This window comes from Cronobacter sakazakii (genome assembly GCF_000982825.1).
Classification (GTDB): Bacteria; Pseudomonadota; Gammaproteobacteria; order Enterobacterales; family Enterobacteriaceae; genus Cronobacter; species Cronobacter sakazakii.
The window spans coordinates 2,542,658-2,566,507 of sequence record NZ_CP011047.1; the positions used below are offsets into that span (position 1 = coordinate 2,542,658).

Here is a 23,850-nt window from a genome sequence, read left to right on the forward strand (position 1 = left end):
AATTATTCGCTCGCGGTCAGGGTGTCCTCAGGTTTCGCCCGGCGCGTAAAACGCAGGCGCAGTCGGTCGAAGAAGAGATAGACCACCGGCGTGGTATAGAGCGTCAGCAACTGGCTCATCACCAGACCGCCGACAATCGTAATGCCGAGCGGCTGGCGCAGCTCCGCGCCGTCGCCGCTTGCTATCATCAGCGGCAGCGCGCCGAACAGTGCCGCAAGCGTCGTCATCATGATCGGGCGAAAACGCAGCAGGCAGGCCTGAAAAATGGCGTCGCGGGCGCTGAGCTGGCCGCTGCGCTGAGCCTCCAGCGCGAAATCCACCATCATTATCGCGTTCTTCTTCACGATACCAATCAATAGCATAATACCGATAAGCGCGATGAGGCTAAACGGGGCATCGAACGCCTCCAGCGCCAGCAGCGCGCCGACGCCCGCCGACGGCAGCGTGGAGAGAATGGTGAGCGGATGCACGTAACTCTCATACAGCATCCCCAGCACGATATAGACCGTGGCGATGGCCGCGAGGATTAAGATCACCTGCGAATTCATCGTCTCCTGGAACACCTGAGCCGTACCGGCGAAGCTGCCGCGCACCGACGACGGCACGCCAAGCGAGGTCATCGTACGGGTGATGGCGTCACTGGCCTGCGAGAGCGACACGCCGGTTGGCAGGTTAAACGCGATGGTCGACGCCGCCGACAACCCCTGATGGTTAACCGACAGCGGCGCGTTGGCGGGCTGCCATTTCGCAAACCACGAGAGCGGAATCGGCTTGCCTTCGCTGTTCATCACGAACATCTGATCGAGCGCGCTGATATCCTGGGTGTAACGCGGGTCAACTTCCATCACCACTTTGTACTGGTTAAGGGGCTGGTAGATGGTCGAAATCTGGCGCTGGCCGAAGGCGTTATTCAGCAGGCTGTTGGCGTCCTGCACGCTGATGCCAAGCCGCGCCATCGATTCGCGGTCATAGACCAGGCTCATCTCCGCGCCGTTGTCCTGCTGATCGGAGTTCACGTCGGCAAGCTGCGGCAGTTTCGCGAGCGCCTGGCGAATTTTCGGCTCCCATTCGCGCAGTGCCGCCAGATCGTCAGACAGTAAGGTGTACTGGTAGCTGGCGTTCGACTGCCGCCCGCCGACGCGGATATCCTGCACCGCCATCAGAAACAGGCTGGCACCCGGCTCGCGCGCAAGCTTTTTACGCAGCCGGTCAATCACCTGCTGGGCGCTTTCGGTACGCTCGCCGAGCGGCTTGAGGGAGATAAACATCATGCCGCTGTTCACCCGCGAGCCGCCGGTAAAGCCCGTAACGTTATCCACGGCCGGATCTTCGCGGATGATTTTCATGAAATCCTGCAGTTTGCCTCGCATTGCCTGGAACGAGATGCTCTGGTCGGCCTGAATGCCGCCCATCAGCCGCCCGGTGTCTTGCTCCGGGAAAAAGGTTTTCGGAATGGAAATATAGAGCCAGACGTTCAGCGCGATGGTGGCGAGCAGCACCAGCCCGACCAGCCGGGCGTGGTTCAGCACCCAGCCGAGCGAGCGGGCGTATCCGCCCTGCAGCGCCAGCAACAGGCGATTGATGCCGACGCGACTGCGGGTCTCTTCACGCGGTTTGGCCTTGAGCAGCCAGCCGCACATCATCGGCGTGAGCGTCAGCGACACCACCAGTGAAATGCCGATGGCGACCGAGAGCGTCACGGCAAACTCCCGGAACAGCCGCCCCGGCAGCCCGCCCATCAGTAGCAGCGGCAGAAAAACCGCCACCAGCGACAGGCTCATGGAGAGCACCGTAAAGCCCACTTCGCGCACGCCCTGTAACGCTGCCTGAAGCGGTTTGACGCCCGCCTCAAGGTGACGCGAGATATTCTCCAGCACCACGATGGCGTCATCCACCACAAAGCCAGTAGCGATGGTGAGCGCCATTAACGAGAGGTTATTCAGGCTAAAACCGCACAGATACATGGCGGCGAAGGTGCCGATAAGCGATACCGGTACCGCGACGGCAGGAATCAGCGTCGCGCGCCCGGAGCGCAGAAACAGGAACACCACCAGAATTACCAGGCCGACCGAAATCGCCAGCGACTGCTCCACTTCCGCCAGCGACGCGCGAATGGTCGGCGAGCGATCCTGCGCGATTTGCATATCGATGGCGGCGGGGATGGTGTCGCGCAGCTCCGGCAACGCGGCGCGGATGCGGTCTACCGTCTCAATAATATTGGCTTCAGGCAGTTTGCGGATCATCAGCAAAATGGCCGGTTTGGCATTGGTCATGCCCGCGTTGCGCACATCCTGCACCGAATCGGTCACGGTCGCCACGTCGCGCAGATGCACTGCCGCGCCGTTGTTATAGTGAACGATCAGCGGCTCATACTCGGCAGCGGTTTTGAGCTCATCATTGGTCTGCAACTGCCAGCGGCGCTGCGCGTCTTCTATCGCCCCCTGCGGACGGCGCACGTTGGCGTTGCTGATGGCGCTGCGCACCGTATCCAGCGAGACGCCCTGGTTAAAAAGCGCCTGCGGGTTGAGCTCCACCCTGACGGCGGGCAGCGAGCTGCCGCCCACGTCGACATCCCCCACGCCGTCAATCTGGGCGATGGTCTGGGCAAGCTGTGTCGAGGCGTAATCATAAAGCTCGCCCTGGGAGAAGGTGTCCGAAGTGAGCGTGAGGATCATGATCGGCGCATCGGACGGGTTCGCTTTGCGGTACGTCGGGCGCAAGGGCATTCCGCTCGGCAACAGGCTTTGCGCGGCGTTGATCGCCGCCTGCACGTCGCGCGCCGCGCCGTTGATATCGCGGTCAAAATTGAACTCCAGAATAATGCGCGTGCTGCCAAGCGAGCTGGTGGAGGTCATCTCGTTGACGCCCGCGATGCGCCCGAGCGAGCGTTCAAGCGGTGTCGCGACCGACGACGCCATCGTCTCCGGAGACGCGCCCGGCAGCGACGCGCTCACCATAATGACCGGGAAATCGACCTGCGGCAGCGGGGCCACCGGCAGCAGTCGGAAGCCAAGCACGCCGCAGAGCGTCACGGCGATGGAGAGCAAAATCGTCGCTACCGGGCGGTAGATAAAGAGCGCGTAAAACTTCACTTACGCCTCCTCTTCACGCGCGGGCAGACGGCGGCGCACGGCGTGGCCGAGGCGGTCGAACAGCAGATAAATTACCGGCGTGGTAAAGAGCGTCAGCACCTGGCTTACCAGCAGGCCGCCGACCATGCCGATGCCGAGCGGACGGCGCAGCTCCGCGCCAACACCGGTGCTGAGCATCAGCGGCAGCGCGCCGAGCAGGGCGGCGAGCGTGGTCATCAGGATGGGTCGAAAACGCAGCAGACACGCCTGGTAAATGGCCTCGCGCGGCGTCATGCCCTGTTCACGCTCGGCGGCCAGCGCAAAGTCGATCATCATAATGGCGTTTTTCTTGACGATGCCTATCAGCAGAATAATGCCGATGATGGCGATGACATCCAGCTCGGCACCGGCGATAAGCAGCGCCAGCAGCGCGCCGACGCCCGCGGTGGGGAGCGTCGAGAGAATGGTAATCGGGTGGATAAAGCTCTCATACAGCACGCCGAGCACGATGTACATCGCCACCACCGACGCCAGAATCAGCCAGAGCGTGCTGCCAAGCGCCGCCTGGAAGGCGAGGGTGCTGCCCTGGAATTGGGTCGTTATCTCAGCCGGGAACGCCAGATCGGCTTCCGCCTGAGTGATGGCGTCTACCGCGTCGCCAAGCGAATAGCCGTCCGGCACGTTAAACGAAATGGTCGTCGACGGGAACTGATCGAGATGGTTAATCGTAAGCGGCCCGAAGCGCTGCTCGACCTTCGCAATCGCGCTGAGCGGCACCATGCCGCCATCGCTGCTGGCAAGACGAATACTGTCAAGCGCCGCCAGGCCCGGCGTGGCGGTGGTGTTATGCTCAAGCACCACGCGGTACTGGTTCGCCTGGGTATAAATGGTCGAGATGAGGCGCTGGCCAAAGGCGTTATAGAGCGCGTTATCGACATCGCTCATGCTGATGCCAAGACGGCTGGCGCTCGCGCGATCCACATTCACGTAAGCCACAAGGCCGTTGTCCTGCCAGTCGCTGCTGACATCCGCGAGCTGCGGCAGCGTTTGCAGCCGGGCGATAAGCTTCGGCACCCAGGTGCTGAGCGCCTCCAGCGAATTGGCCTGGAGCGTGAACTGATACTGCGTGCGGCTCACCTGGGTGTCGATGGTGAGATCCTGAATCGGTTGCAGGTAGAGCGTGGCACCCGGCACGCGGCTCGCGGCCTCCTGAAGGCGCGCAATCACCGTCTGCACGCGGTCGTCACGGTCATCGAGCGGTTTTAAGTTGATTTGCAGCCGTGCACTGTTGAGCGACGGATTCGTGCCATCGACGCCGACAAACGAGGTGAGGCTCTCCACCGCCGGATCTTTCAGAATGACATCCGCCACCGCGCGCTGGCGTTCGGCCATGCTGGCGAACGACACCGACTGCGGTGCCTGCAATGTGCCCTGGATGATGCCGTTGTCCTGCACCGGGAAGAAGCCTTTCGGGATGAAAATCCACAAAAGCACCGTCAGCGCCAGGGTGCCAAGCGCGACGCCGAGCGTCAGCCACGGGTGATTCAGCACGCGCTTCAGAAGCTGGCCGTAGCGGGCGATCACCCGGTTGATCACGCGTTCTGAGGCGCGCGAGAAGCGGTTCTGCTTGCGCAGCGATTCATGGCTTAACATGCGCGCGCACATCATCGGCGTCAGCGTCAGCGAGACGACAGCGGAGATCAAAATCGCCACCGCCAGCGTCACTGCGAACTCGCGGAACAGACGGCCCACGATATCCCCCATAAACAGCAGCGGGATCAGCACGGCTATCAGCGAGAACGTCAGCGAGATAATGGTAAAGCCGATTTCGCCTGCGCCCTTGAGCGCGGCGGCCAGCGGCTTTTCGCCTTTCTCGATATAGCGCGAGATGTTTTCAATCACCACGATGGCGTCATCCACCACGAACCCGGTGGCGATGGTCAGCGCCATCAGCGTCAGGTTGTTGATGGAGAAATCGAGAAACACCATCACCGCAAAGGTGCCGACCAGCGACAGTGGTACCGCCACCGCCGGGATAATGGTCGCCGGAATGTTGCGCAGGAACAGGTAGATGATCATCACCACCAGCGCTATCGCCAGCATCAGTTCAAACTGCGTGTCGTTGACCGACGCGCTGATATTGGTGGTCCGGTCGGTCAGCACTTTCACCTGCACCGATTTCGGCAGGCTTTCCGTAAGCTGCGGCAGCAGTTTCTGAATGGTTTCGGCGGTGGTGATGATGTTAGCGCCCGGCTGGCGCTGGACGTTCATCACAATCGCGGGCTGTTTATTGGCCCAGGCACCAAGCCAGGCGTTCTCCGCGCCTTGCTCCACCGTCGCGACGTCGCCAAGCCGCACCGGCGCGCCGTTTTTATAGGCGATGATCAGGTTGCGGTATTCGTCGGCGGATTTCATCTGATCGTTGGCGGAGAGCGTCACCGCGCGCTCCGGGCCGTCGAAACTGCCTTTCGCCGAGTTGACGTTTGCGCTGGTGATGGCGGTGCGCACGGTTTCGCTGTCAATGCCCAGCGACGCCAGCGCCTGCGCATTCAGTTTTACCCGCACCGCCGGACGCTGACCGCCGGAGAGGGTCACGAGGCCGACGCCCGTCACCTGCGAGATACGCTGCGCGACACGGGTTTCCACCATATCTTCCACCTGGGTAATCGGCAGCGCCGATGAGGTGACCGCAAGCGTCATGATTGGCGGGTCCGCCGGGTTCACTTTGCTGTAGACCGGCGGGTTAGGGAGATCGTCCGGCAGCAGGTTGGTGGCGGCGTTAATGGCGGCCTGCACCTCCTGCTCGGCAACATCCAGCGGCAGCGTGAGCTGGAACTGTAACGTCACCACCGACGCGCCGCCCGCGCTTTGCGAAGCCATCTGCTTTAAGCCTGACATCTGGCCGAACTGGCGCTCCAGCGGCGCGGTGATAGCCGACGTCACGACATCCGGGCTGGCGCCAGGGTAGAGCGTGACGACCTGAATCGTCGGATAGTCCACTTCCGGCAGAGCGGAAACCGGCAGAAAGCGATAGCCGATGATGCCTGCAAGCAGAATAGCCACCATCAGCAGCGTAGTGGCCACGGGGCGCAGAATAAACAGGCGGGACGGCCCGCCAGTGGCGCTCGGAGGTAACACCTGCATCAGGAACGCGCTCCTTTGGCTGCGCGGGCGCTGTCGGTTGGGCTGCGCTCGCCGCGTTCAGGCTTCGCGTTATCGGTGGCCGTTTGTGCTTCCACCACGTCCACCTTCGCGCCTTCGGTCAGGCGGTCGATGCCGTCCGTCACCACGCGATCGCCTGCGGAAAGGCCTGCAGTGATCACTACGGTTTCGCTGTTCTGAATGCCGGTCGTGACGGTGTGCTTACTCACTTTGTTGTCGTCGTTCAGCACCCAGACAAAGTGGCCTTCGTTGCCCATCTGCAACGCGGCGGTCGGGATCACGACCGCGTTCTGCTGCGTATCAATCAACATGCGGGCGTTAACGAACTGGTTCGGGAACAGCGCGTCATCCTCATTGGCGAAGCGCGCCTTGAGCTTAATCGTGCCGGTGGTGGCGTCTATCTGGTTATCCAGGCTTAACAGCTCACCGGTGCTGAGCTTTGTGCTGTTAGTGCGATCCCAGGCTTCCACCGTCAGGGCTTTCCCCGCCTTTTGCGCCTGCATCACGGCGGCGATATCGCTCTCCGGCAGGGTAAAGGCCAGATCAATCGGGTGCGTCTGGGTCAGCACCACAATGCCGGTGGTGTCGCCGCTGGAGATCTGGTTGCCGATATCGACCTGTTTTAAGCCGACACGCCCGTCAATCGGCGCGGTGATGCGGCTCCAGTCGAGCTGTAACTGCGCGCTGGCGACGGCGGCTTCGTCGGCTTTCAGCGTGCCTTCGGTTTCGCTGACCAGCGCCTGCTGGGCATCGAGCTCCTGGCGTGAAACCAGGTTCGTTTTACCAAGCTGCTGATAGCGCGCCAGATCGCGACGGGCGTTGGCAAGCGTCGCGCGGTCTTTGGCGAGCTGCCCCTGGGCCTGCGCGAGTGCCACTTTAAACTGGCTCGGGTCAATCTCCGCAAGCAGATCGCCCGCTTTTACCTGCTGGCCCTCTTTAAAGTGAATCGCCATTAGCTGACCGTCCACGCGGCTACGCACCGTGACGGTGTTCGCGGCAGTGATAGTCCCAAGCCCTGTGAGATAGCGCGGCACCGCCTCGCTGCGCGCGGTGGCGGCCTGTACTGGGGCTTGTGCGCCGCCCATGCGCATCGCGGCGCGACCGCCTGCGTGTGTCGTTTTACCTGATGGCGCATCCGTGGCGGCGTTACGCCAGTAGAGGAGCGCGGCAATCGCCACGACCACGATGCCGGCGATGACCCACCCGCGCTTTTTAACCGTGCTTTTCATAAGCAGTACGTCTTCTTTTCCTGAAACGATTAGGCGTAATGATACAAGTTTAGTCAGCCCTGACCGCAGAAAGATGGAGGAAATATGAAACACCGTTTAGAACTGTCTGAATCGCTCAGGTTTTACGAGACGTCTCGCAGCGCTTGTATCTCTCTCTGGTGGGGTCATAAAACCGCTTTTAAAGTATGGTTTTATCTGTGGATATAAACTATAGTTTATGAGGGATGGGTATGGCATGGACGGTGATTTTTACCGATCGTTTTAACGACTGGTATCAGCAGCAGCCCGAAGGATTACAGGATCGTATCGCCGCGCTCTTATGGAACTTACGTTATTCCGGCCCGCTTGTCGGACGCCCGCTGGTCGATACGGTGAAAGGTTCGCGTTATCCCAACCTGAAAGAGCTACGTGTGCAATATGGCGGTGAGCCCTGGCGCATTTTTTTTGCGTTTGACGCTGAACGTCAGGCCGTTGTGCTCTGCGCAGGCAATAAACGAAGCCAGAAACATTTTTATGACGCCTTAATCAGGCAGGCTGAAGAAGAATTCTTCCTGCATGTGCAAGCGATGGAGAGACGAAATGAAAACTCTTGATGACGTAATGGCGGGCTTTTCCCCGGAACGGCAGGCAGAAATCCTGCGCATGGCAGACGAAATCGCGCTGGAGCACGGCCTGCCGCTCATTCGCGAAGCGCGGGCGTTTTCGCAGCAGCAACTGGCGGAGATAATGGGCGTGACGCAGCCCGCTATCGCCGCCATTGAGCAGCGCGGGAAGGAGATCAAACTGCTGACGCTCAAGCGCTACGTTGAAGCGCTGGGCGGCAAGCTCTCTTTACTGATAGAGCTGCCCGAAGGCAGCAAAGTGATCCCCGTCTGACCGCGCCGGTTACTGAAACACCACCTGCGCCCAGCGCGCAAGGCCCGCGGTGACGGAGCCGAAATCATCGCCGCCCTGTACCGGGATGCCTGGCAGTTGCGCCTGCAGCGCCTCGCGGATGAGCGGTGAACGCGCGCTGCCGCCGGTGAGATAAATAACATCGGGGCGCTCGTTGCTTGCCTCAAGCGCCAGCGTCACCTGCTCAAGGATACGCTGTAGCGGCGGGTTGAGCGCCAGCGCGAGCGCCTGCTGTGTAATTTCCTGGCTCAGTTGCGGCTCAATAAACGGCAGCGCGGTCTGGCAGAGCGGGGACTGCGAGAGCGCGATTTTGCTCTCTTCCGCCGCGCGCACCAGACGGTAGCTCAGGCGTTGCCGCCACACTTTTTGCAGTAGCGCCACTTTTTGCGGCTCGCGGGCGTCGCGGGCTAAATCCGCCAGCAGGCGTCCGCAGGCGGCGCTGTAGAACTCGCTCTGCGCTGGCACGTCGTTAATCGCGCAGGCGTTCCACCATGGGAGCACCGGCAGCGCAGTGCCTTTTTCGGTTTCGCCGCCCATGCCGAGCAGCGGCATCAGCTGTTTAAACGCCAGCGCGATATCCAGATCGTTACCGCCCACGCGGCAACCGCTGTGACCGAGAAGGCTTTGATCGCGGTCGCGGCGCGCGCGCCACTGCGGGCCCATCAGCAGCAGCGAACAGTCGGTGGTGCCGCCGCCGATATCCACGACCAGCACGCGCTGCTCTTCGCTCAATGTGGCTTCAAAATCGAGACCAGCCGCGACCGGCTCATACTGAAACACCACGTCGCGAAAACCGGCGCGGCGCGCCGCGCGCTCGAGGATCCCCTGCGCCTGACGGTTGGCGTCATCGCCGCCGAGCCCCTGGAAGTTGATCGGACGGCCAATGACCGCCTGGTCTATCTCCGCGTCCGCCTGCTGCTGCGCCGCCTGGCGAATGTGGACCATCATCGCGCAGACCAGATCTTCAAACAGCGCGACCTGTTGCGGCTTCAGCCCGCTGGCACCGAGAAACGACTTCGGCGATTTCACGAACCAGACCTCTTCCGGGTCGTCCATATACTGGCGCAGCGCGCTCAGGCCGAACTGCACGCTGCCCGGCGTCACGTCGATGCTCTCTTCGCGGTTATAGCTCATCGCGCGGCGCAGCAGCGCCTGCGTTTCCGCGCCGCTCGCCTCGACATTCTGATGGCGATACAGCCATTCGCTTACCGCCTCGCGCACCGGCGCGCCAATCATGGATGGCAGCAGCGTCGAGCCCTGCTCAAGCGGCAGCATTTGCGGCACGCCGTCACGCATCATCGCGACAGAACAGTTGGCGGTGCCGTAGTCAAAACCGATAAACATTCACATATTCCCCATGCCGTGAAGAAGGGGGGCGACTTTAGCGAAATGTCGCGTCGGCGGCAAATGGAATAACTGCGCAAGGCAAAAAAAGGGCGTAGCGATTAAGCTTTAGAAATCAAAAACAAAGGAGACGCTATGTTTACGCTTCGCTATCAGCCGCCTTACGACTGGCCGTGGATGTTACGCTTTCTGGGCGATCGTGCCGTGGCGGGCATTGAAGAGGTGAGCGAAAACCACTACCGGCGCACGCTGGCTATCGGCGGGTATCAGGGCTGGTTTAGCGTCACCCCGCACCCGGCGCACGCAATGGTGACGCTTGAGATGAGCGATGGCCTGCTGCCGGTGGCGGAAGAGGTGCAGTTGCGCGTGATGCGGCTGTTCGATCTGCGTTTCGACCCGATGCCCATGCTGGAGACGCTCGGGCCGCTCGCCGCCGACAAACCAGGCTTGCGGCTGCCGGGGTCGGTGGATGTGTTTGAGCAGGGCGTGCGCGCGATTCTCGGGCAACTGGTGAGCGTGGCGATGGCGGCGAAGCTGACCGGCAAAGTGGTGCAGGCGGTGGGGATGCCGCTTGAAGATGGCACCGGCTGGCGGTTTCCGACGCCTGAGGAGATGGCGCGCGCCGAGCCTGCGACGCTGAAAGCGCTCGGCATGCCGCTGATGCGCGCCGGGGCGCTTATCCAGCTCGCCCATGAACATCTGGCCGGGCGGTTTCCGCTCACCTGTCCGTCCGATGTCGCCGCGGGCGTGAAAGCGCTGACGCAACTGCCGGGCATCGGCCCCTGGACAGCAAATTATTTCGCGATGCGAGGCTGGCAGGCACCGGATATTTTTCTGCCGGACGACTATCTGATTAAGCAGCGTTTCGCGCCGATGACGCCTGCGCAAATTCGCCGCTATGCCGCGCGCTGGCAGCCGTGGCGCACCTACGCGCTCCTGCACGTCTGGTACGCCACGGCGTGGCAGACGCCAGTCAGTGAATAGCGAAATAGCTGGTGGCAAGACGCGCGCTCAGCGCCTGCGTCTGGGCCACCGTTTCGCCAAACACCAGATCGATGCCGACATTCGCGAGCGTTTCCAGCAACGACTGCTGGTCGGCAGGCCCGGCGATAGTTTGCAGGCCGAGGCGGCGCGCGTTACCCATCACAATCGTCAGCAGCATTTCGTCCATCAGGCTGGCATGGGCGTCGGCCACCAGATCGCTTGCCACCATAATGTAGTCGGCACACGAGGCGGAGAGATGTTCAAAAACCTCCAGCTCGCGACCGATATGGCTCAGTACAACCCGACAGCCCGCTTCACGCAGGCGCGCCAGCTGACGGCGCGCCTGCGTGGCATCCTGCATCAGCACGTCGCTATCGATAACCAGATGCAGCAGGCGCGGCGGCAGCGGGCTCGCGGCGAGCTGCGCCAGCAGCGCATCGAGACGCTGCGCGTTTAACAGCGTCGCGCCAGAAAGCGTGAGCGCCACGCCGACGCCTTTTTGCGCCACGCTGGCGGCGTGATCCCGGAAGAAATCGGTCATCATGCGCGTATCCAGCGCCTGCATCAGCTCTGGGTCGTTAAGCCCCGCGCGGAAGCTGTGTTCTTCTATCATTTCGCCTTCGCTGGTCCACAGACGCAGCGACAGCAGCCAGAAGCTGGCGCTTTCCGGCACACGCGGTGAGGCGACGGGGCGCACCATCAGGACATGATGATGCTCGTTGATCATGCGTTGCTGCTCCTGGGGAGTCAGCGTGCCGCGGCCGCTGTGGAGTTGTTGCTGGTGCGGCTCGTAGACCGTCACCACGCCGCGCCCGGCGTTTTTCGAGGTATAACAGGCGATATCCGCCTGCGACATTACGTCCTGCGCCTGATTATTCGAGGCGTCGATAATCGTGATCCCGGCGCTGGCGCCGATGCGGTGCAGGCGGCTCTCCCAGACAAACGGGTATTCGTTGATGGCCGCCACGATGCGCTCGCAGATGGTGCGGGCGTTCTCCAGGCTGCAATCCGGCAGCAGCAGGCCGAATTCATCGCCGCCGAGACGCGCCAGCACGTCGGTGGTGCGCAGCATTCCGAGCATCAGCGAGGCCAGTTCACGCAGCAGGGCGTCGCCCGCCGCATGTCCGGCCGAGTCGTTCACCGCTTTAAAACGGTCGAGATCGATATAGACCAGCGCGTGGCGCTGATGGGTGTCGCTGACGCTTTGCAGTAACCGCTTGAGGTGCGTCTCAAAACTGACGCGGTTGGCGAGATGGGTGAGGGCGTCATGCGAGGCGCTGTAGCTCAGCTGGCGGAGCATTTTGCGCGACTCGGTCACGTCATGGATAACCAGCACCGAGCCGATATTTTCCCCTTCCAGCGTGCTGAGCGGCGTGATGGTGTAGTGGATATCGTAATTACCGCCGCTGCGGCAGTGCAGCACCACGTCCTGTTCAATGCCGGTCCCGGCGTGCGTGGCTTCGCCGTTGTGAATATCGTCCAGCAGCGGGCCGTTATCGCCAAAAGTGATGCGCAAAATCGTCAAGATTGACTGACCAATCGCCTCTTCCTGACGCCAGCCGCTCATCTTCTCGGCGACCGGGTTCATAAAGGTGACGTTCATATCGATATCGGTACAGATCACCGCTTCGCCGATGGAATCGAGCGTGATATGCAGGCGCTCTTTCTCCTGGAACAGCGCCTCGTTGAGCTGTTTCACCTCGGTCATGTCCATATTCACACCGAGCAGACGCTCCACTTCGCCCTGCTTATTGAGCACGCGGTTGGCCAGCGCGCGAATGTGGCGAACGCCGTTTTTCACCTGAATGCGAAACTCAAGTTTAAACGGCATGCGCGCGCGTAGCGCCTCCTGAATCGTGGCTTCCGCGTGGGCGACATCTTCTTTCAGCAGCCGCGATTTCCACAGCTGGTAAGTGGGGCGCGTATGCGGCGGCACTTCGTAAAGCTCAAACATGCGCTGATCCCAGGCGAGCACGTCGGTGCCAAGCTCCCACTCCCAGATGCCGATGCCGCCCGCTTCGTTGGCAAGCGTGATGCGCTCCATCAGGCGCTTGTTCACCCATTCGGTGCGCTTGAGTTCGGTAATATCTTCAACCTGGGCGATAAAATAGAGCGGTGAGCCGTCGCGCTGGCGCACGATAGAGACCGCCAGCAGTGCCCACACCACATCGCCCGCGCGGGTGTAGTAGCGTTTTTCGAGCGAGTAATTGTTTGTTTCGCCGTTTAGCAGCTTCTCCACCTGTTCCATATCGGCATGCAGATCTTCAGGGTAGGTGAGCTGCTGGAAGCTCATGTGCGCGAGTTGCTCAGGCGTATAACCGAGAAAGTTACAGAGCGCCTTGTTGACCTGCAAAAAGCCGCCTTCTGTGGAGACCAGCGCCATGCCGATGGCGGAATACTCCATCGCGTTGCGAAAGCGCGTTTCGCTCTCGGTAATCAGCTTGCGCTCTTCGCGCGAGGCGTACATCACCATGGTCATGACGTTCGCGGGCAGCAGAATCATCAAAAACGGCAGCCACGGCGCGTTGACCACCATGCCCTGATGGGGCAAATCCAGCAGCGCGGGGTTAGTGGCAATAACGAAAGAAACCATCATGACGGTGGCGAGAAAGACGGTAAACGCCTCCAGGCGCGGCAGGCGGATGGCGCTCCACATCAGCAGCACAATCACAAAAGTAAACGGCCACGGCATATAGTGGAGCGCGAGCCAGCTGCACAGCAGCGTAACGCACAGTGTCGCCAGGCTTTCGGCCAGCAGGCGGGGGCTGCGGTGGCGCAACAGATAGCGCGCTTTAAACAGCAGGCCGAGCGGCACCAGCGCCAGCGCGCCGATGGTTTCCGATAAGATCCACACCAGCGCCAGGCGCAGCGTCACGTGACCCTCGCTGATAGCCGCCAGCAATAAGCCGCCCACCAGAGGCGGCACCACGGCGCTGGCGAATGCCAGCCGCAGCCAGTTATTTAAGTTTTTAAGCGGGTTATACCAGGGCAGCAGTTTGCGCAGCAGTATGGCGCCCACCAGCGCTTCGACGATGTTTATCGCGGTATACGAAAGCTCAAGGTGCCCAGGCGGGAACAGCGTCAGCGTCGCGAGCACCGTGCCTGCGCCGCAGACCAGCGCGATCGGCACCCACAGGCGCAGGGCGTGGCGAAAGAACGCAACCATCATAATGGAGGTCGGGAACCACAGCGGGGCCAGCAGCGTGTCGAATAGCGTCAGCTCAAGCGAGAAGAGCGTAAAAATATAAGTCAGCAAGCCAAGACTGACTAAGCGCAGCAAAGGATGCGGCGTGGCCGCCAGCTCCTGCTTGTTCTTTTTTTTAATCATTACCACATAATCCGCATAGGCATTGCCGTCAGGTGCAATACCCGAACGCATCAGGAAAAATGTTTCGGTTATGCTAGTACAAACAATTTACAATTCCTATGGCGTCTGCTCATAAATTAACTGTGGTGAATAATAAAAAGCGCACCGCTCCGTTTGCGCCTCGCTTAATCCCTGTTTGCATAGCCAAAAACAGGGCTTTTCACCTGCCATGCGCGACAGAATTTGCGCACTTATTCTCACGATTGCAGCATCGACTGGTATCAATTTCGTGAAATCCCTATAATTGCCGCGTCTGACGCGACGGCGTCACCCTTCCTTTTCTCTTTATTATGTAAACCAGGTCGCTAATTTATGACTGACAAGTCCCATCAATGCGTCATCATCGGCATCGCCGGCGCATCGGCTTCAGGTAAAAGCCTTATCGCAAGTACCCTCTATCGGGAGCTGCGTGAGCAGGTCGGTGATGAACACATTGGTGTTATTCCAGAAGACAGCTATTACAAGGATCAAAGCCATCTGTCCATGGAGGAGCGGGTTAAAACCAACTACGACCATCCGAACGCGATGGATCACAACCTGCTGTTTCAACACCTGCAAATGCTCAAAGCAGGTAAACCCATTGAGCTGCCGGTTTACAGCTACGTGGAGCACACCCGTACCGCGCAGACGGTACATATCGAACCGAAAAAGGTGATTATTCTGGAAGGGATCCTGCTGCTCACCGACGCGCGTCTGCGTGAAGAGATGAATTTCTCGATTTTCGTCGATACCCCGCTCGATATCTGCCTGATGCGCCGCATTAAGCGTGACGTCAACGAGCGCGGCCGTTCTATGGACTCTGTGATGACGCAGTATCAGAAAACGGTGCGCCCGATGTTCCTGCAATTTATCGATCCTTCCAAGCAGTACGCCGATATCATCGTGCCGCGCGGAGGTAAAAACCGCATCGCTATCGATATTCTCAAGGCGAAAATCAGCCAGTTCTTTGAATAAGCTGCGTTTTGCGTGTACCGTTCCAGAAGTTACCCTCAGGCTTTCGGCATATGCCGGAAGCCTGAACACATCAGGAGAGTGTAATGCGTCTTTGTGACCGAGATATTGAAGCCTGGCTGGATGAAGGCCGACTGGCGATAACCCCGCGTCCGCCGGTGGAGCGCATTAACGGCGCCACGGTGGATGTGCGTCTTGGCAATAAATTCCGCACCTTCCGCGGCCATACCGCTGCGTATATCGATTTAAGTGGCCCGAAAGATGAAGTGAGCGCGGCGCTCGATCGCGTGATGAGCGATGAAATCGTGCTTAACGACGGCGAGGCGTTTTTCCTGCATCCGGGCGAACTGGCGCTGGCGGTGACCTATGAGTCCGTCACGCTGCCGGCGGATCTGGTCGGCTGGCTCGATGGTCGTTCGTCACTGGCGCGGCTTGGATTGATGGTGCACGTGACCGCGCACCGTATCGATCCAGGCTGGCAGGGCTGTATCGTGCTGGAGTTCTATAATTCAGGTAAGTTGCCCCTGGCGTTGCGCCCAGGCATGTTGATAGGCGCGCTCAGTTTCGAGCCGCTTTCCGGCCCGGCGGCGCGGCCTTACAACCGTCGCCAGGATGCGAAATACCGCGATCAGCAGGGTGCTGTCGCCAGCCGTATAGACAAAGACTAAGCGCCCGCGGGCCGGTCTGCAGAGGATGCCATGAGACGAGTTCTGACCACGCTGATGATCTTACTGGTGGTGTTTTTCGCCGGTCTCTCCGCGCTGGTGATGCTGGTAAATCCCAACGATTTTCGCAGTTACATGATAAGCCAGGTGGAACGGCGCAGCGGCTATCAGCTCAGGCTGGACGGCCCGCTGCGCTGGCACGTCTGGCCGCAGCTCAGTATTCTCTCAGGCCGGATGAGTCTCACCGCGCCGGGGGCCAGCCAGCCGCTGGTCAGCGCCGATAACATGCGCCTCGACGTAGCGCTGTTTCCGCTGCTCTCGCATCAGCTCTCGGTACGTCAGGTCATGCTGAAAGGCGCGGTGGTTCAGCTCACGCCCCAGAGCGAAGCGCGGCATGAACCCGGCGCGCCAGTCGGGCCGAAAAACAGCGCGCCGCCGGTGGAAGATTCCCACGGCTGGTCGTTTGATATCGCCCGTCTTAAAGTCGCGGACAGCGTGCTGGTGTTCCAGCATAAAGATGATGAACAGATCACCGTTCGCAACATCAATCTGCAAATGGAGCAGAACGAGCATCAAGACGCGCAGCTTGAGCTGAGCGGCAAAGTGAGCCGCGACCAGCGCGATTTAACGCTCTCCTTGAGCGCTGCGCTCAATGCAGCCGACTATCCGCAGACGCTGAGCGCCACCGTTTCTCAGCTCTCCTGGGAACTGCGCGGCGCGGATCTGCCGCGCGATGGCATTGTGGGCAACGGCACGCTCCAGGCCCGCTGGCTTGAGGGTGACAAACGGCTGGAATTCAGCGCGCTCAACCTTAAGGCCAACGACAGCCAGCTCGCCGGGCAGGGGAGCGTGACGCTTGGCGACACGCCGGGCTGGGATCTCGATTTGCATTTCAGCGCGCTCGATCTGGAAAAACTGCTTGCGCCGGACGCCGCCACGACCACCGCCGTCGCCCAGCAGGGCCAGCAGAATGCGCGCCCGCGCCCGGTGATTGCCAATGAAGTGGAAGAGGCGCCTTATACGGGGCTGCGCGGTTTCAACGCCAGCGCCACGATTAAAGCCGACAGCGTACGCTGGCGCGGGCTGACCTTCAGCGACGTGAACGCGCAGATGCGCAACCAGGCGGGGCTGCTGACGCTCTCTGCGCTCAGCGGTAAGCTTGGCACGGGCGAGCTGTCGCTGCCGGGAACGCTGGATGCGCGTGACGATGTGCCGCAAGCGCGTTTTACGGTTAACGCGAAAGAGATTGAGGTGGGCGATATCCTGCACGCCTTTAACTATCCTATCGCGCTGACCGGTAAAATGAGCGTTGACGGTAAGTTTCAGGGTGACCGCATCGACGCCCAGGCGTTTCGTGAAAACTGGGAAGGCGAGGCGACGCTCGCGCTCAAGGGCAGCCGCATGGAAGGGCTAAACTTCCAGCAGCTCATCCAGCAGGCGGTGGAGCGCAGCGGCGGCGGCGTGAGCGCGCGTGAAGATTTCGACAACGCCACCACGCTCGACAGCTTCACCACGCACGCGACGCTGGATCACGGCGAGCTCACGCTTGATGAGATGCAGGGGCAATCGTCGCTGCTGGCCTTAAGCGGCGAGGGCTCGCTCGATCTGGTGCGTGAACAGTGCGACACACGCTTTAAGGTTCAGGTGACGGACGGCTGGAAAGGCGACGACAAACTGGTGCAGTGGCTGAAAACCACGCCGGTGCCGCTGCGGGTTTACGGCCCGTGGAACGCGCTTAACTACAATCTTCAGGTTGACCAGTTACTGCGTAAACATCTGCAGAATGAAGCGAAGCGCCGTCTGAGTGACTGGAGCGAGCGTCACAAAGACAGCAGTGACGCGAAGGATGTGAAAAAACTGCTCGATAAGCTCTAAGAGCTATCACACAATAACTCACACAAAAAAGCGGCCCTGATGGCCGCTTTTTTTATGGCGTTACGCCGCGCCGGGCGACAGTTCCTGCGGCGCGGTCTGCGAGGTTATCTGCACCTTCTGGATGCGGTGGTGTTCCACTTCCAGCGTTTTTAACTGGTAATGTCCCACCTGAAGCGTCTCGCCCACGCCCGGAATGTGTTGCAGATACTCCATCATCAGCCCCGCGAGCGTATGGTATTCGCGCTTCTCATCCAGCGGCAGCGGCACATACTGAACCAGATCCTCCAGCGGCATATGGCCGTTGGCGGTCCAGCTGCCGTCGGCGTTTTTCTGGATGTCGTGGCGCGCGTCAATCTCTTCCACTTCGTTCGGCAGATTACCGGCGATGGTTTCCATCACGTCGCTTAACGTCACCACGCCTTCCACCGAGCCAAATTCATCGACCACAAACGCGAAGTGAGTACGGGCGTTGCGGAACTGCTCCAGTGCTTTTAAAAGCGGCAGCCCTTCCGGGAAGACCAGCGGCTGGCGCACCAGCACGCGCAGATCCAGCGGCTCGCCGCGCAGCGACTGTTGCAGCAGGTCGATGATGTGCACCACGCCAAGCAGATCGTCTTCATCCTCGTCGCTGCGGATCACCACGCGGGTGTGCTGATTACGCTCCAGCAGCGCGCGCACCTGCGCCTCGGGGGCGTTGATGTGGATATGCTCGACGTCATGGCGGGAGGTCATAATACTGCTGACGGTACGCTGGTTAAGGTTCAGTACGCGCTCAATCATCAGCTGTTCCTGACGGTTAAACAGCGGATGGTTGTCGTAATCGGCAATCAGTGACGCCGTCTGCGGGTCGAGATCGGCGTCTTCTTTCTTGCCGCTGATAAGGCGCATCACCGCTTCCGTGGTGCGCTGGCGCAGCGTCTGGTTGGCGGTGGAGAGAAAACGACGGCGGTTGAAAATCGCGAGCTGGTTGAGCGCTTCAATAATGATGGAAAAGCCAATCGCCGCGTAGAGATAGCCTTTCGGAATATGAAAGCCGAAGCCGTCGGCTATCAGGCTAAAGCCAATCATCAGCAGGAAGCTGAGACAGAGAATCACAATCGTCGGGTGATTGTTCACAAAGCGCGTCAGCGCCTTGCTCGCCAGCAGCATCAGGGAGACGGCGATAATCACCGCCGCCATCATCACCGCCAGGTGATCCACCATGCCGACGGCGGTAATCACCGAATCGAGCGAGAATACGGCATCAAGGATGACAATCTGCGCCACCACCGCCCAGAAGCGGGCACCGCGCCGCTGCGTCGGGTTTTCGGTATCTTTGCCTTCAAGCCGCTCGTTAAGTTCGACGGTCGCCTTAAACAGTAGGAACAGGCCGCCCAGCAGCATAATTAAATCGCGTGCGCTGAAGCTGAAGCTTTTTATTGTCAGCAGCGGCGTAGTGAGCGTTACCAGCCACGACACCGAGGCCAGCAGGCCGAGTCGCATTATCATCGCCAGTATCAGACCGGTGACGCGCGCGCGGTCGCGCTGGGCGGGGGGCAGTTTTTCAGCAAGGATGGCGATAAACACCAGGTTGTCGATTCCGAGCACAAGCTCCAGCACAATCAGCGTGGCCAGACCTGCCCAGATAGAGGGGTCGGCAATCCATTCCATATGAGGTCAGTTACCTTTTAAGATAAATAGCAGTCTGATGATCCTGGATAAGTCGCGCTTAAAATGCAACGCGAGGCAGAATTATCTTAACGATGTAGTGTGGCGGGAAATTAACCAAAAATGGCAAATAAATGCTAATTAATAGCCAGATGCCATATTCTGGTCATAATGAAAAAGAATGAAATAATAATATTACCCGGATATTTCTTAATTATAATGTCTGCGTAGTTTAACTGCCCCTGCCTGTCAACATGAAGAAAATCCTAAAAGTAATAAAATGGGGCGTTCATATTATTCTTAAAAACAGCACTGCAACGGTGCGTTAACTTGCCTGGTAAAACTTTAGCTGCAACAATCCATTCAGCATTTCTTATTCCCACCGGCACACAAGGATTTATCTTTGTGCGTTCTGGATGAGCAGTGCGCCAGCGTAATGAACCGTCTCTTTCAATAAGATAAATCCAATTGGAAGAGGCTTCACAGGGGTGTGTCAATATAACCGTCTGTTTTTGCAGTAGATTGGTAACTGAAAGCCAAGGGCGGTAGCGTGCCTGAAGTCTGTCAATTAGCCTCAATTATTCTGTCAATAGTATATGGGTAAATAAGCGACTTTTAGGAATGATTCCAGTTATATTCTGGCGCCTGACGCCGCATTCTTGATGCAGGAACAAGCGGTACGGTGGCTTATTTAAAGGGTCAGAATAATTACTCTGCCAAAGTGATAAAAATTCAATGATGAAATCCAGACTGAAATTGATGCCTTTATTGGTGTCTGTAACCTTGATGAGCGGTTGCACTGTTTTTCCCGGCAGCAATATGTCAACGATGGGAAAGGACGTGATCAAGCAACAGGATGCAGACTTTGATCTTGACCGGATGGTGAACGTATATCCGCTGACGCCGCGACTGGTAGAACAATTACGTCCTCGTCCGAATGTGGCCCAGCCGAATATGTCTCTCGACCAGGAGATTGCCAACTACCAGTATCGCGTAGGGCCGGGCGACGTACTGAACGTCACCGTCTGGGATCACCCGGAACTCACCACGCCTGCGGGCCAGTACCGTAGTTCAAGCGACACCGGTAACTGGGTCCAGCCGGACGGCACCATGTTCTATCCCTACATTGGTAAAGTCCACGTGGCAGGCAAAACGCTCGCTGAAATCCGCAGCGATATTACCGGCCGTTTAGCGCAGTACATCGCTGACCCGCAGGTGGACGTTAATATCGCCGCATTCCGCTCGCAGAAAGCCTATATCTCAGGCCAGGTGGCGAAATCGGGCCAGCAGGCCATTACCAACGTGCCGCTGACTGTGCTGGACGCCATCAACGCCGCGGGCGGCCTGACAGACGCCGCCGACTGGCGCAACGTCGTGCTGACCCATAATGGTCAGGAGCGCCGCATCTCCCTGCAGGCGCTGATGCAGAACGGCGATTTGAGCCAGAACCATCTGCTCTATCCGGGCGACATCTTATTCGTCCCACGTAACGACGATCTGAAAGTCTTCGTGATGGGCGAAGTGAAGAAACAGAGCACGCTCAAAATGGACTTCAGCGGTATGACGCTGACCGAAGCGCTCGGCCAGGCCGAAGGCATCGATCTGACGACGTCTAACGCGAGCGGCATCTTCGTTATCCGTCCTCTGCGCGGCGACAACCAGCGCGGCGGCAAGATTGCCAACATTTACCAGCTTGATATGTCTGACGCGACGTCGCTCATTATGGCGACGGAATTCCGTCTGCAACCGTATGACGTGGTCTATGTCACCACCGCACCGGTGGCGCGCTGGAACCGTCTTATCAACCAGTTGCTGCCGACCATCAGTGGCGTCCGTTATATGACGGATACGGCTAACGACATTCACAAGTGGTAATGCCTATGTTCAACAAAATACTTGTGGTTTGCGTGGGGAACATCTGCCGTTCCCCCACGGCGGAGCGGCTGCTTAAGCGCTACCTGCCGGACGTGACGGTCGCGTCCGCCGGGCTTGGCGCGCTGGTCGGGAAGGGCGCGGACGCCAGCGCAGTCAGCGTGGCGGCCGCACATGACCTCTCACTGGAGGGCCATGAGGCCCGCCAGATAACCAGCGCCATGTGCCGCGACTATGACTTAATCCTCGCGATGGAAAAGCGCCATGTCGCCTCGATTTGCGAAATGGCGCCGGAGATGCGCGGCAAAGTGATGCTGTTCGGTCACTGGGACGACCAGCGCGATATTCCCGACCCGTATCGTAAGAGCCGGGACGCCTTTGAAGCGGTTTACGGACTTCTGGATCACTCTGCCCGCCAGTGGGCGCAGGCACTGAAAACGCAGCAGGGATAACGATGACTGAAAAAGTGAGACATTCTGCCGCCCCGGTGGAGGGCGGTGACGAGATAGATATCGGACGCCTGGTCGGCACCGTAGTGGAAGCGCGCTGGTGGGTGCTTGGCATTACGGCGCTGTTTGCGCTGGGCGCGCTGATTTATGTCATGTTCGCCACTCCCATCTACAGCGCCGACGCGCTGGTGCAGATAGAGCAGAATCAGGGCAACTCGCTGGTGCAAGACATCAGCACGGCGCTGCAAAACAAACCACCCGCATCGGATGCGGAAATTCAGCTGATCCAGTCTCGTCTGGTGCTCGGCAAAACCGTGGACGATCTTGATCTCGATATCGCCGTTCAGAAAAAGACTTTCCCGCTGTTTGGCGCAGGCTGGGAGCGTCTGATGGGACGCGCCGACGAGACGCTTAAAGTGACCACGTTCGACCTGCCAAAAGGCATGGCGAATGATGAGTTCACGGTCGAGGTAACAGGCCCGAAACAGTATCAGCTCACCAGCAGCGGCGGCTTTAGCGCCCGCGGTAAAGTGGGTAAACCGCTGAGCAAAGACGGCGTGAAAATGGTGGTGAGCGAGATCCACGCGCAGGAAGGCAGCGAGTTTACCGTCACCAAATACTCCACGCTCGGCATGATCAATCAGTTGCAAAACAACCTGACGGTCACCGAAACGGGGAAAGACACCGGCGTGCTGAGCCTCACTTATATGGGCGAAGATCGCGATCAGATCCGCGATATTCTTAACAGCATCACCCGCAACTACCTTGAGCAGAATATCGAGCGTAAATCGGAAGAAGCGGCCAAAAGCCTGGCGTTCCTCGCGAAACAGCTTCCGGAAGTGCGCGCGAATCTGGACGTCGCTGAGAACAAGCTCAACGCGTATCGCCAGCAGCAGGATTCGGTAGACCTGCCGCTGGAGGCCAAAGCGGTGCTGGATTCTATGGTGAACATTGACGCCCAGCTTAATGAGCTGACGTTCAAAGAGGCGGAAATCTCCAAGCTCTATACCAAGGCGCACCCGGCGTACCGCACGCTGCTCGAAAAACGTAAAGCGCTGGAAGATGAAAAAGCGAAGCTGAATAACCGCGTCACCGCGATGCCGAAAACCCAGCAGGAAATCGTCCGTCTGACCCGTGATGTGGAATCGGGCCAGCAGGTGTATATGCAACTGCTGAACAAACAGCAGGAGCTGAAAATCACCGAGGCGAGCACCGTGGGCGATGTGCGCATCGTCGACCCGGCGATTACGCAACCGGGCGTGGTGAAGCCGAAGAAAGCGCTGATCGTGCTTGGCAGCATTATTCTCGGCCTGCTGCTCTCCATCGTAATTGTGCTGCTGCGCTCGCTGTTTAACCGCGGTATCGAAAGCCCGCTGGCGCTGGAAGAAGCCGGTATCAACGTGTACGCCAGCATCCCGCTTTCTGAGTGGCAGAAATCGCGCGACAGCGTGAAAACCGTTAAAGGCGTGAAACGCTTTAAACAGAGTCAGCTGCTGGCGGTGGGTAACCCGACCGACCTCGCCATCGAGGCGATTCGCAGCCTGCGCACCAGTCTGCACTTCGCCATGATGCAGGCACCAAACAATGTGCTGATGCTGACCGGTGTGAGCCCGTCAATCGGTAAAACGTTTGTCTGCGCCAACCTGGCGGCGGTCATCAGCCAGACGCACAAGCGCGTGTTGCTTATCAACTGCGATATGCGTAAGGGCTACACCCATGAGCTGCTCGGCACCACCAATGTGAACGGGCTCTCTGATGTACTGGCAGGCCAGGGCGATATCAGCCGCTGCGCGCAGAAAACCTCTGTGCCGGGCTTCGATCTCGTGCCGCGTGGTCAGGTGCCGCCGAACCCGTCGGAACTGCTGATGAGCGAACGTTTTGCGGAACTTGTGAAATGGGCGAGTGCCAACTACGACATGGTGCTTATCGATACGCCGCCGATTCTGGCCGTGACCGATGCCGCCGTGGTAGGCCGCCACGCAGGCACCACGCTGATGGTCGCGCGCTATGCGGTCAACACCCTGAAAGAAGTGCAGACCAGCCTGAGCCGCTTCGAGCAGAACGGCATCCAGGTGAAGGGCGTTATCCTCAACTCCATCTTCCGTCGCGCTTCCGGCTATCAGGACTACGGCTACTACGAGTACGAGTACAAATCGGACCACAAGTAGCGGCGTCACGCCTCACTCCGCCCTCCCGCTTCCTGCGGGAGGGTAAGCAACCCCAAACGGCAGGCTTATTTTCTTCCTCTTTAAAGCGGAGGAGGGCGGGGGTGAGGGCAACGAACACGGCGCAGCCTTATGCGGCTACGCCCTTGCGGCAACGTGCATAACATCCATTAAG

15 protein-coding genes are annotated in these 23,850 nt (G+C 59.4%); 9 read left to right on the top strand and 6 right to left on the bottom strand.

Annotation, left to right across the window (positions count from 1 at the left end; all coding sequences use genetic code 11):
• Nucleotides 1-2: 2 nt before the first annotated feature.
• Genes mdtC through CSK29544_RS12165 form a run of 3 tightly spaced genes read right to left on the bottom strand, consistent with a single transcriptional unit; the run spans nucleotide 3 to nucleotide 7,462 of the window.
• A complete protein-coding gene (gene mdtC / locus CSK29544_RS12155; RefSeq protein ID WP_007902987.1) occupies nucleotides 3-3,092 on the bottom strand; it encodes a multidrug efflux RND transporter permease subunit MdtC in 3,090 nt (1,029 codons plus the stop codon).
• Nucleotides 3,093-6,215, bottom strand: a complete 3,123-nt coding sequence (locus CSK29544_RS12160) for an MdtB/MuxB family multidrug efflux RND transporter permease subunit (protein WP_007902982.1) — start codon at nucleotides 6,213-6,215, stop codon at nucleotides 3,093-3,095.
• Complete coding sequence (locus CSK29544_RS12165) at nucleotides 6,215-7,462, bottom strand: MdtA/MuxA family multidrug efflux RND transporter periplasmic adaptor subunit (protein ID WP_007902978.1); 1,248 nt, start codon at nucleotides 7,460-7,462, stop codon at nucleotides 6,215-6,217. The genes CSK29544_RS12160 and CSK29544_RS12165 overlap by 1 nt, the downstream gene beginning before the upstream one ends.
• 230 nt (nucleotides 7,463-7,692) lie before the next feature.
• On the opposite strand from CSK29544_RS12165, the gene CSK29544_RS12170 reads away from it, so the two are divergent.
• Together CSK29544_RS12170 and CSK29544_RS12175 are read left to right on the top strand one after the other, a co-directional pair.
• Nucleotides 7,693-8,055, top strand: coding sequence for a type II toxin-antitoxin system RelE/ParE family toxin (locus tag CSK29544_RS12170; RefSeq protein ID WP_029039286.1), 363 nt, complete (start codon nucleotides 7,693-7,695; stop codon nucleotides 8,053-8,055).
• Nucleotides 8,042-8,338 carry a helix-turn-helix domain-containing protein gene (locus tag CSK29544_RS12175; RefSeq protein WP_007902969.1) on the top strand — a complete coding sequence of 99 codons (297 nt, stop codon included), beginning with the start codon at nucleotides 8,042-8,044 and terminating at the stop codon, nucleotides 8,336-8,338. Before CSK29544_RS12170 ends, CSK29544_RS12175 begins: the two co-directional genes overlap by 14 nt.
• 9 nt (nucleotides 8,339-8,347) lie before the next feature.
• Here the strand turns inward: CSK29544_RS12175 and yegD are convergent, their stop codons facing one another.
• Nucleotides 8,348-9,700 (bottom strand): molecular chaperone, encoded by a 1,353-nt coding sequence (yegD, locus tag CSK29544_RS12180; RefSeq protein ID WP_007902966.1) that lies wholly within the window; start codon nucleotides 9,698-9,700, stop codon nucleotides 8,348-8,350.
• A gap of 135 nt (nucleotides 9,701-9,835) precedes the next feature.
• On the opposite strand from yegD, the gene alkA reads away from it, so the two are divergent.
• Nucleotides 9,836-10,684, top strand: coding sequence for a DNA-3-methyladenine glycosylase 2 (gene alkA / locus CSK29544_RS12185; RefSeq protein ID WP_007902962.1), 849 nt, complete (start codon nucleotides 9,836-9,838; stop codon nucleotides 10,682-10,684).
• Here the strand turns inward: alkA and CSK29544_RS12190 are convergent.
• Nucleotides 10,674-14,063 carry a diguanylate cyclase gene (locus CSK29544_RS12190; RefSeq protein WP_007902961.1) on the bottom strand — a complete coding sequence of 1,130 codons (3,390 nt, stop codon included), beginning with the start codon at nucleotides 14,061-14,063 and terminating at the stop codon, nucleotides 10,674-10,676. The two genes, alkA and CSK29544_RS12190, sit on opposite strands and share 11 nt — an antisense overlap.
• A 300-nt stretch (nucleotides 14,064-14,363) precedes the next feature.
• On the opposite strand from CSK29544_RS12190, the gene udk reads away from it, so the two are divergent.
• The 3 genes from udk (at nucleotide 14,364) to asmA (ending at nucleotide 17,542) form a co-directional block, all read left to right on the top strand.
• Nucleotides 14,364-15,005 carry a uridine kinase gene (udk, locus tag CSK29544_RS12195; RefSeq protein WP_004386755.1) on the top strand — a complete coding sequence of 214 codons (642 nt, stop codon included), beginning with the start codon at nucleotides 14,364-14,366 and terminating at the stop codon, nucleotides 15,003-15,005.
• A gap of 83 nt (nucleotides 15,006-15,088) precedes the next feature.
• Nucleotides 15,089-15,670, top strand: coding sequence for a dCTP deaminase (gene dcd, locus CSK29544_RS12200; RefSeq protein ID WP_004386756.1), 582 nt, complete (start codon nucleotides 15,089-15,091; stop codon nucleotides 15,668-15,670).
• 30 nt (nucleotides 15,671-15,700) lie between these two features.
• Nucleotides 15,701-17,542 (top strand): outer membrane assembly protein AsmA, encoded by a 1,842-nt coding sequence (gene asmA / locus CSK29544_RS12205; protein WP_029039284.1) that lies wholly within the window; start codon nucleotides 15,701-15,703, stop codon nucleotides 17,540-17,542.
• Nucleotides 17,543-17,602: 60 nt separating this feature from the next.
• On the opposite strand, the gene CSK29544_RS12210 is transcribed toward asmA, so the two are convergent.
• Nucleotides 17,603-19,192, bottom strand: a complete 1,590-nt coding sequence (locus CSK29544_RS12210) for a TerC family protein (RefSeq protein ID WP_007902955.1) — start codon at nucleotides 19,190-19,192, stop codon at nucleotides 17,603-17,605.
• A 732-nt stretch (nucleotides 19,193-19,924) separates the two neighbouring features.
• On the opposite strand from CSK29544_RS12210, the gene CSK29544_RS12215 reads away from it, so the two are divergent.
• The 3 genes from CSK29544_RS12215 to wzc are packed head-to-tail and all read left to right on the top strand — an operon-like array spanning nucleotide 19,925 to nucleotide 23,678.
• Nucleotides 19,925-21,064, top strand: coding sequence for a polysaccharide export protein (locus CSK29544_RS12215; protein WP_004386759.1), 1,140 nt, complete (start codon nucleotides 19,925-19,927; stop codon nucleotides 21,062-21,064).
• 5 nt (nucleotides 21,065-21,069) lie between these two features.
• Nucleotides 21,070-21,513, top strand: a complete 444-nt coding sequence (gene wzb / locus CSK29544_RS12220) for a low molecular weight protein-tyrosine-phosphatase Wzb (RefSeq protein ID WP_004386760.1) — start codon at nucleotides 21,070-21,072, stop codon at nucleotides 21,511-21,513.
• A gap of 2 nt (nucleotides 21,514-21,515) precedes the next feature.
• A complete protein-coding gene (gene wzc / locus CSK29544_RS12225) occupies nucleotides 21,516-23,678 on the top strand; it encodes a tyrosine-protein kinase Wzc (RefSeq protein ID WP_007902949.1) in 2,163 nt (720 codons plus the stop codon).
• Nucleotides 23,679-23,850 lie beyond the last annotated feature (172 nt).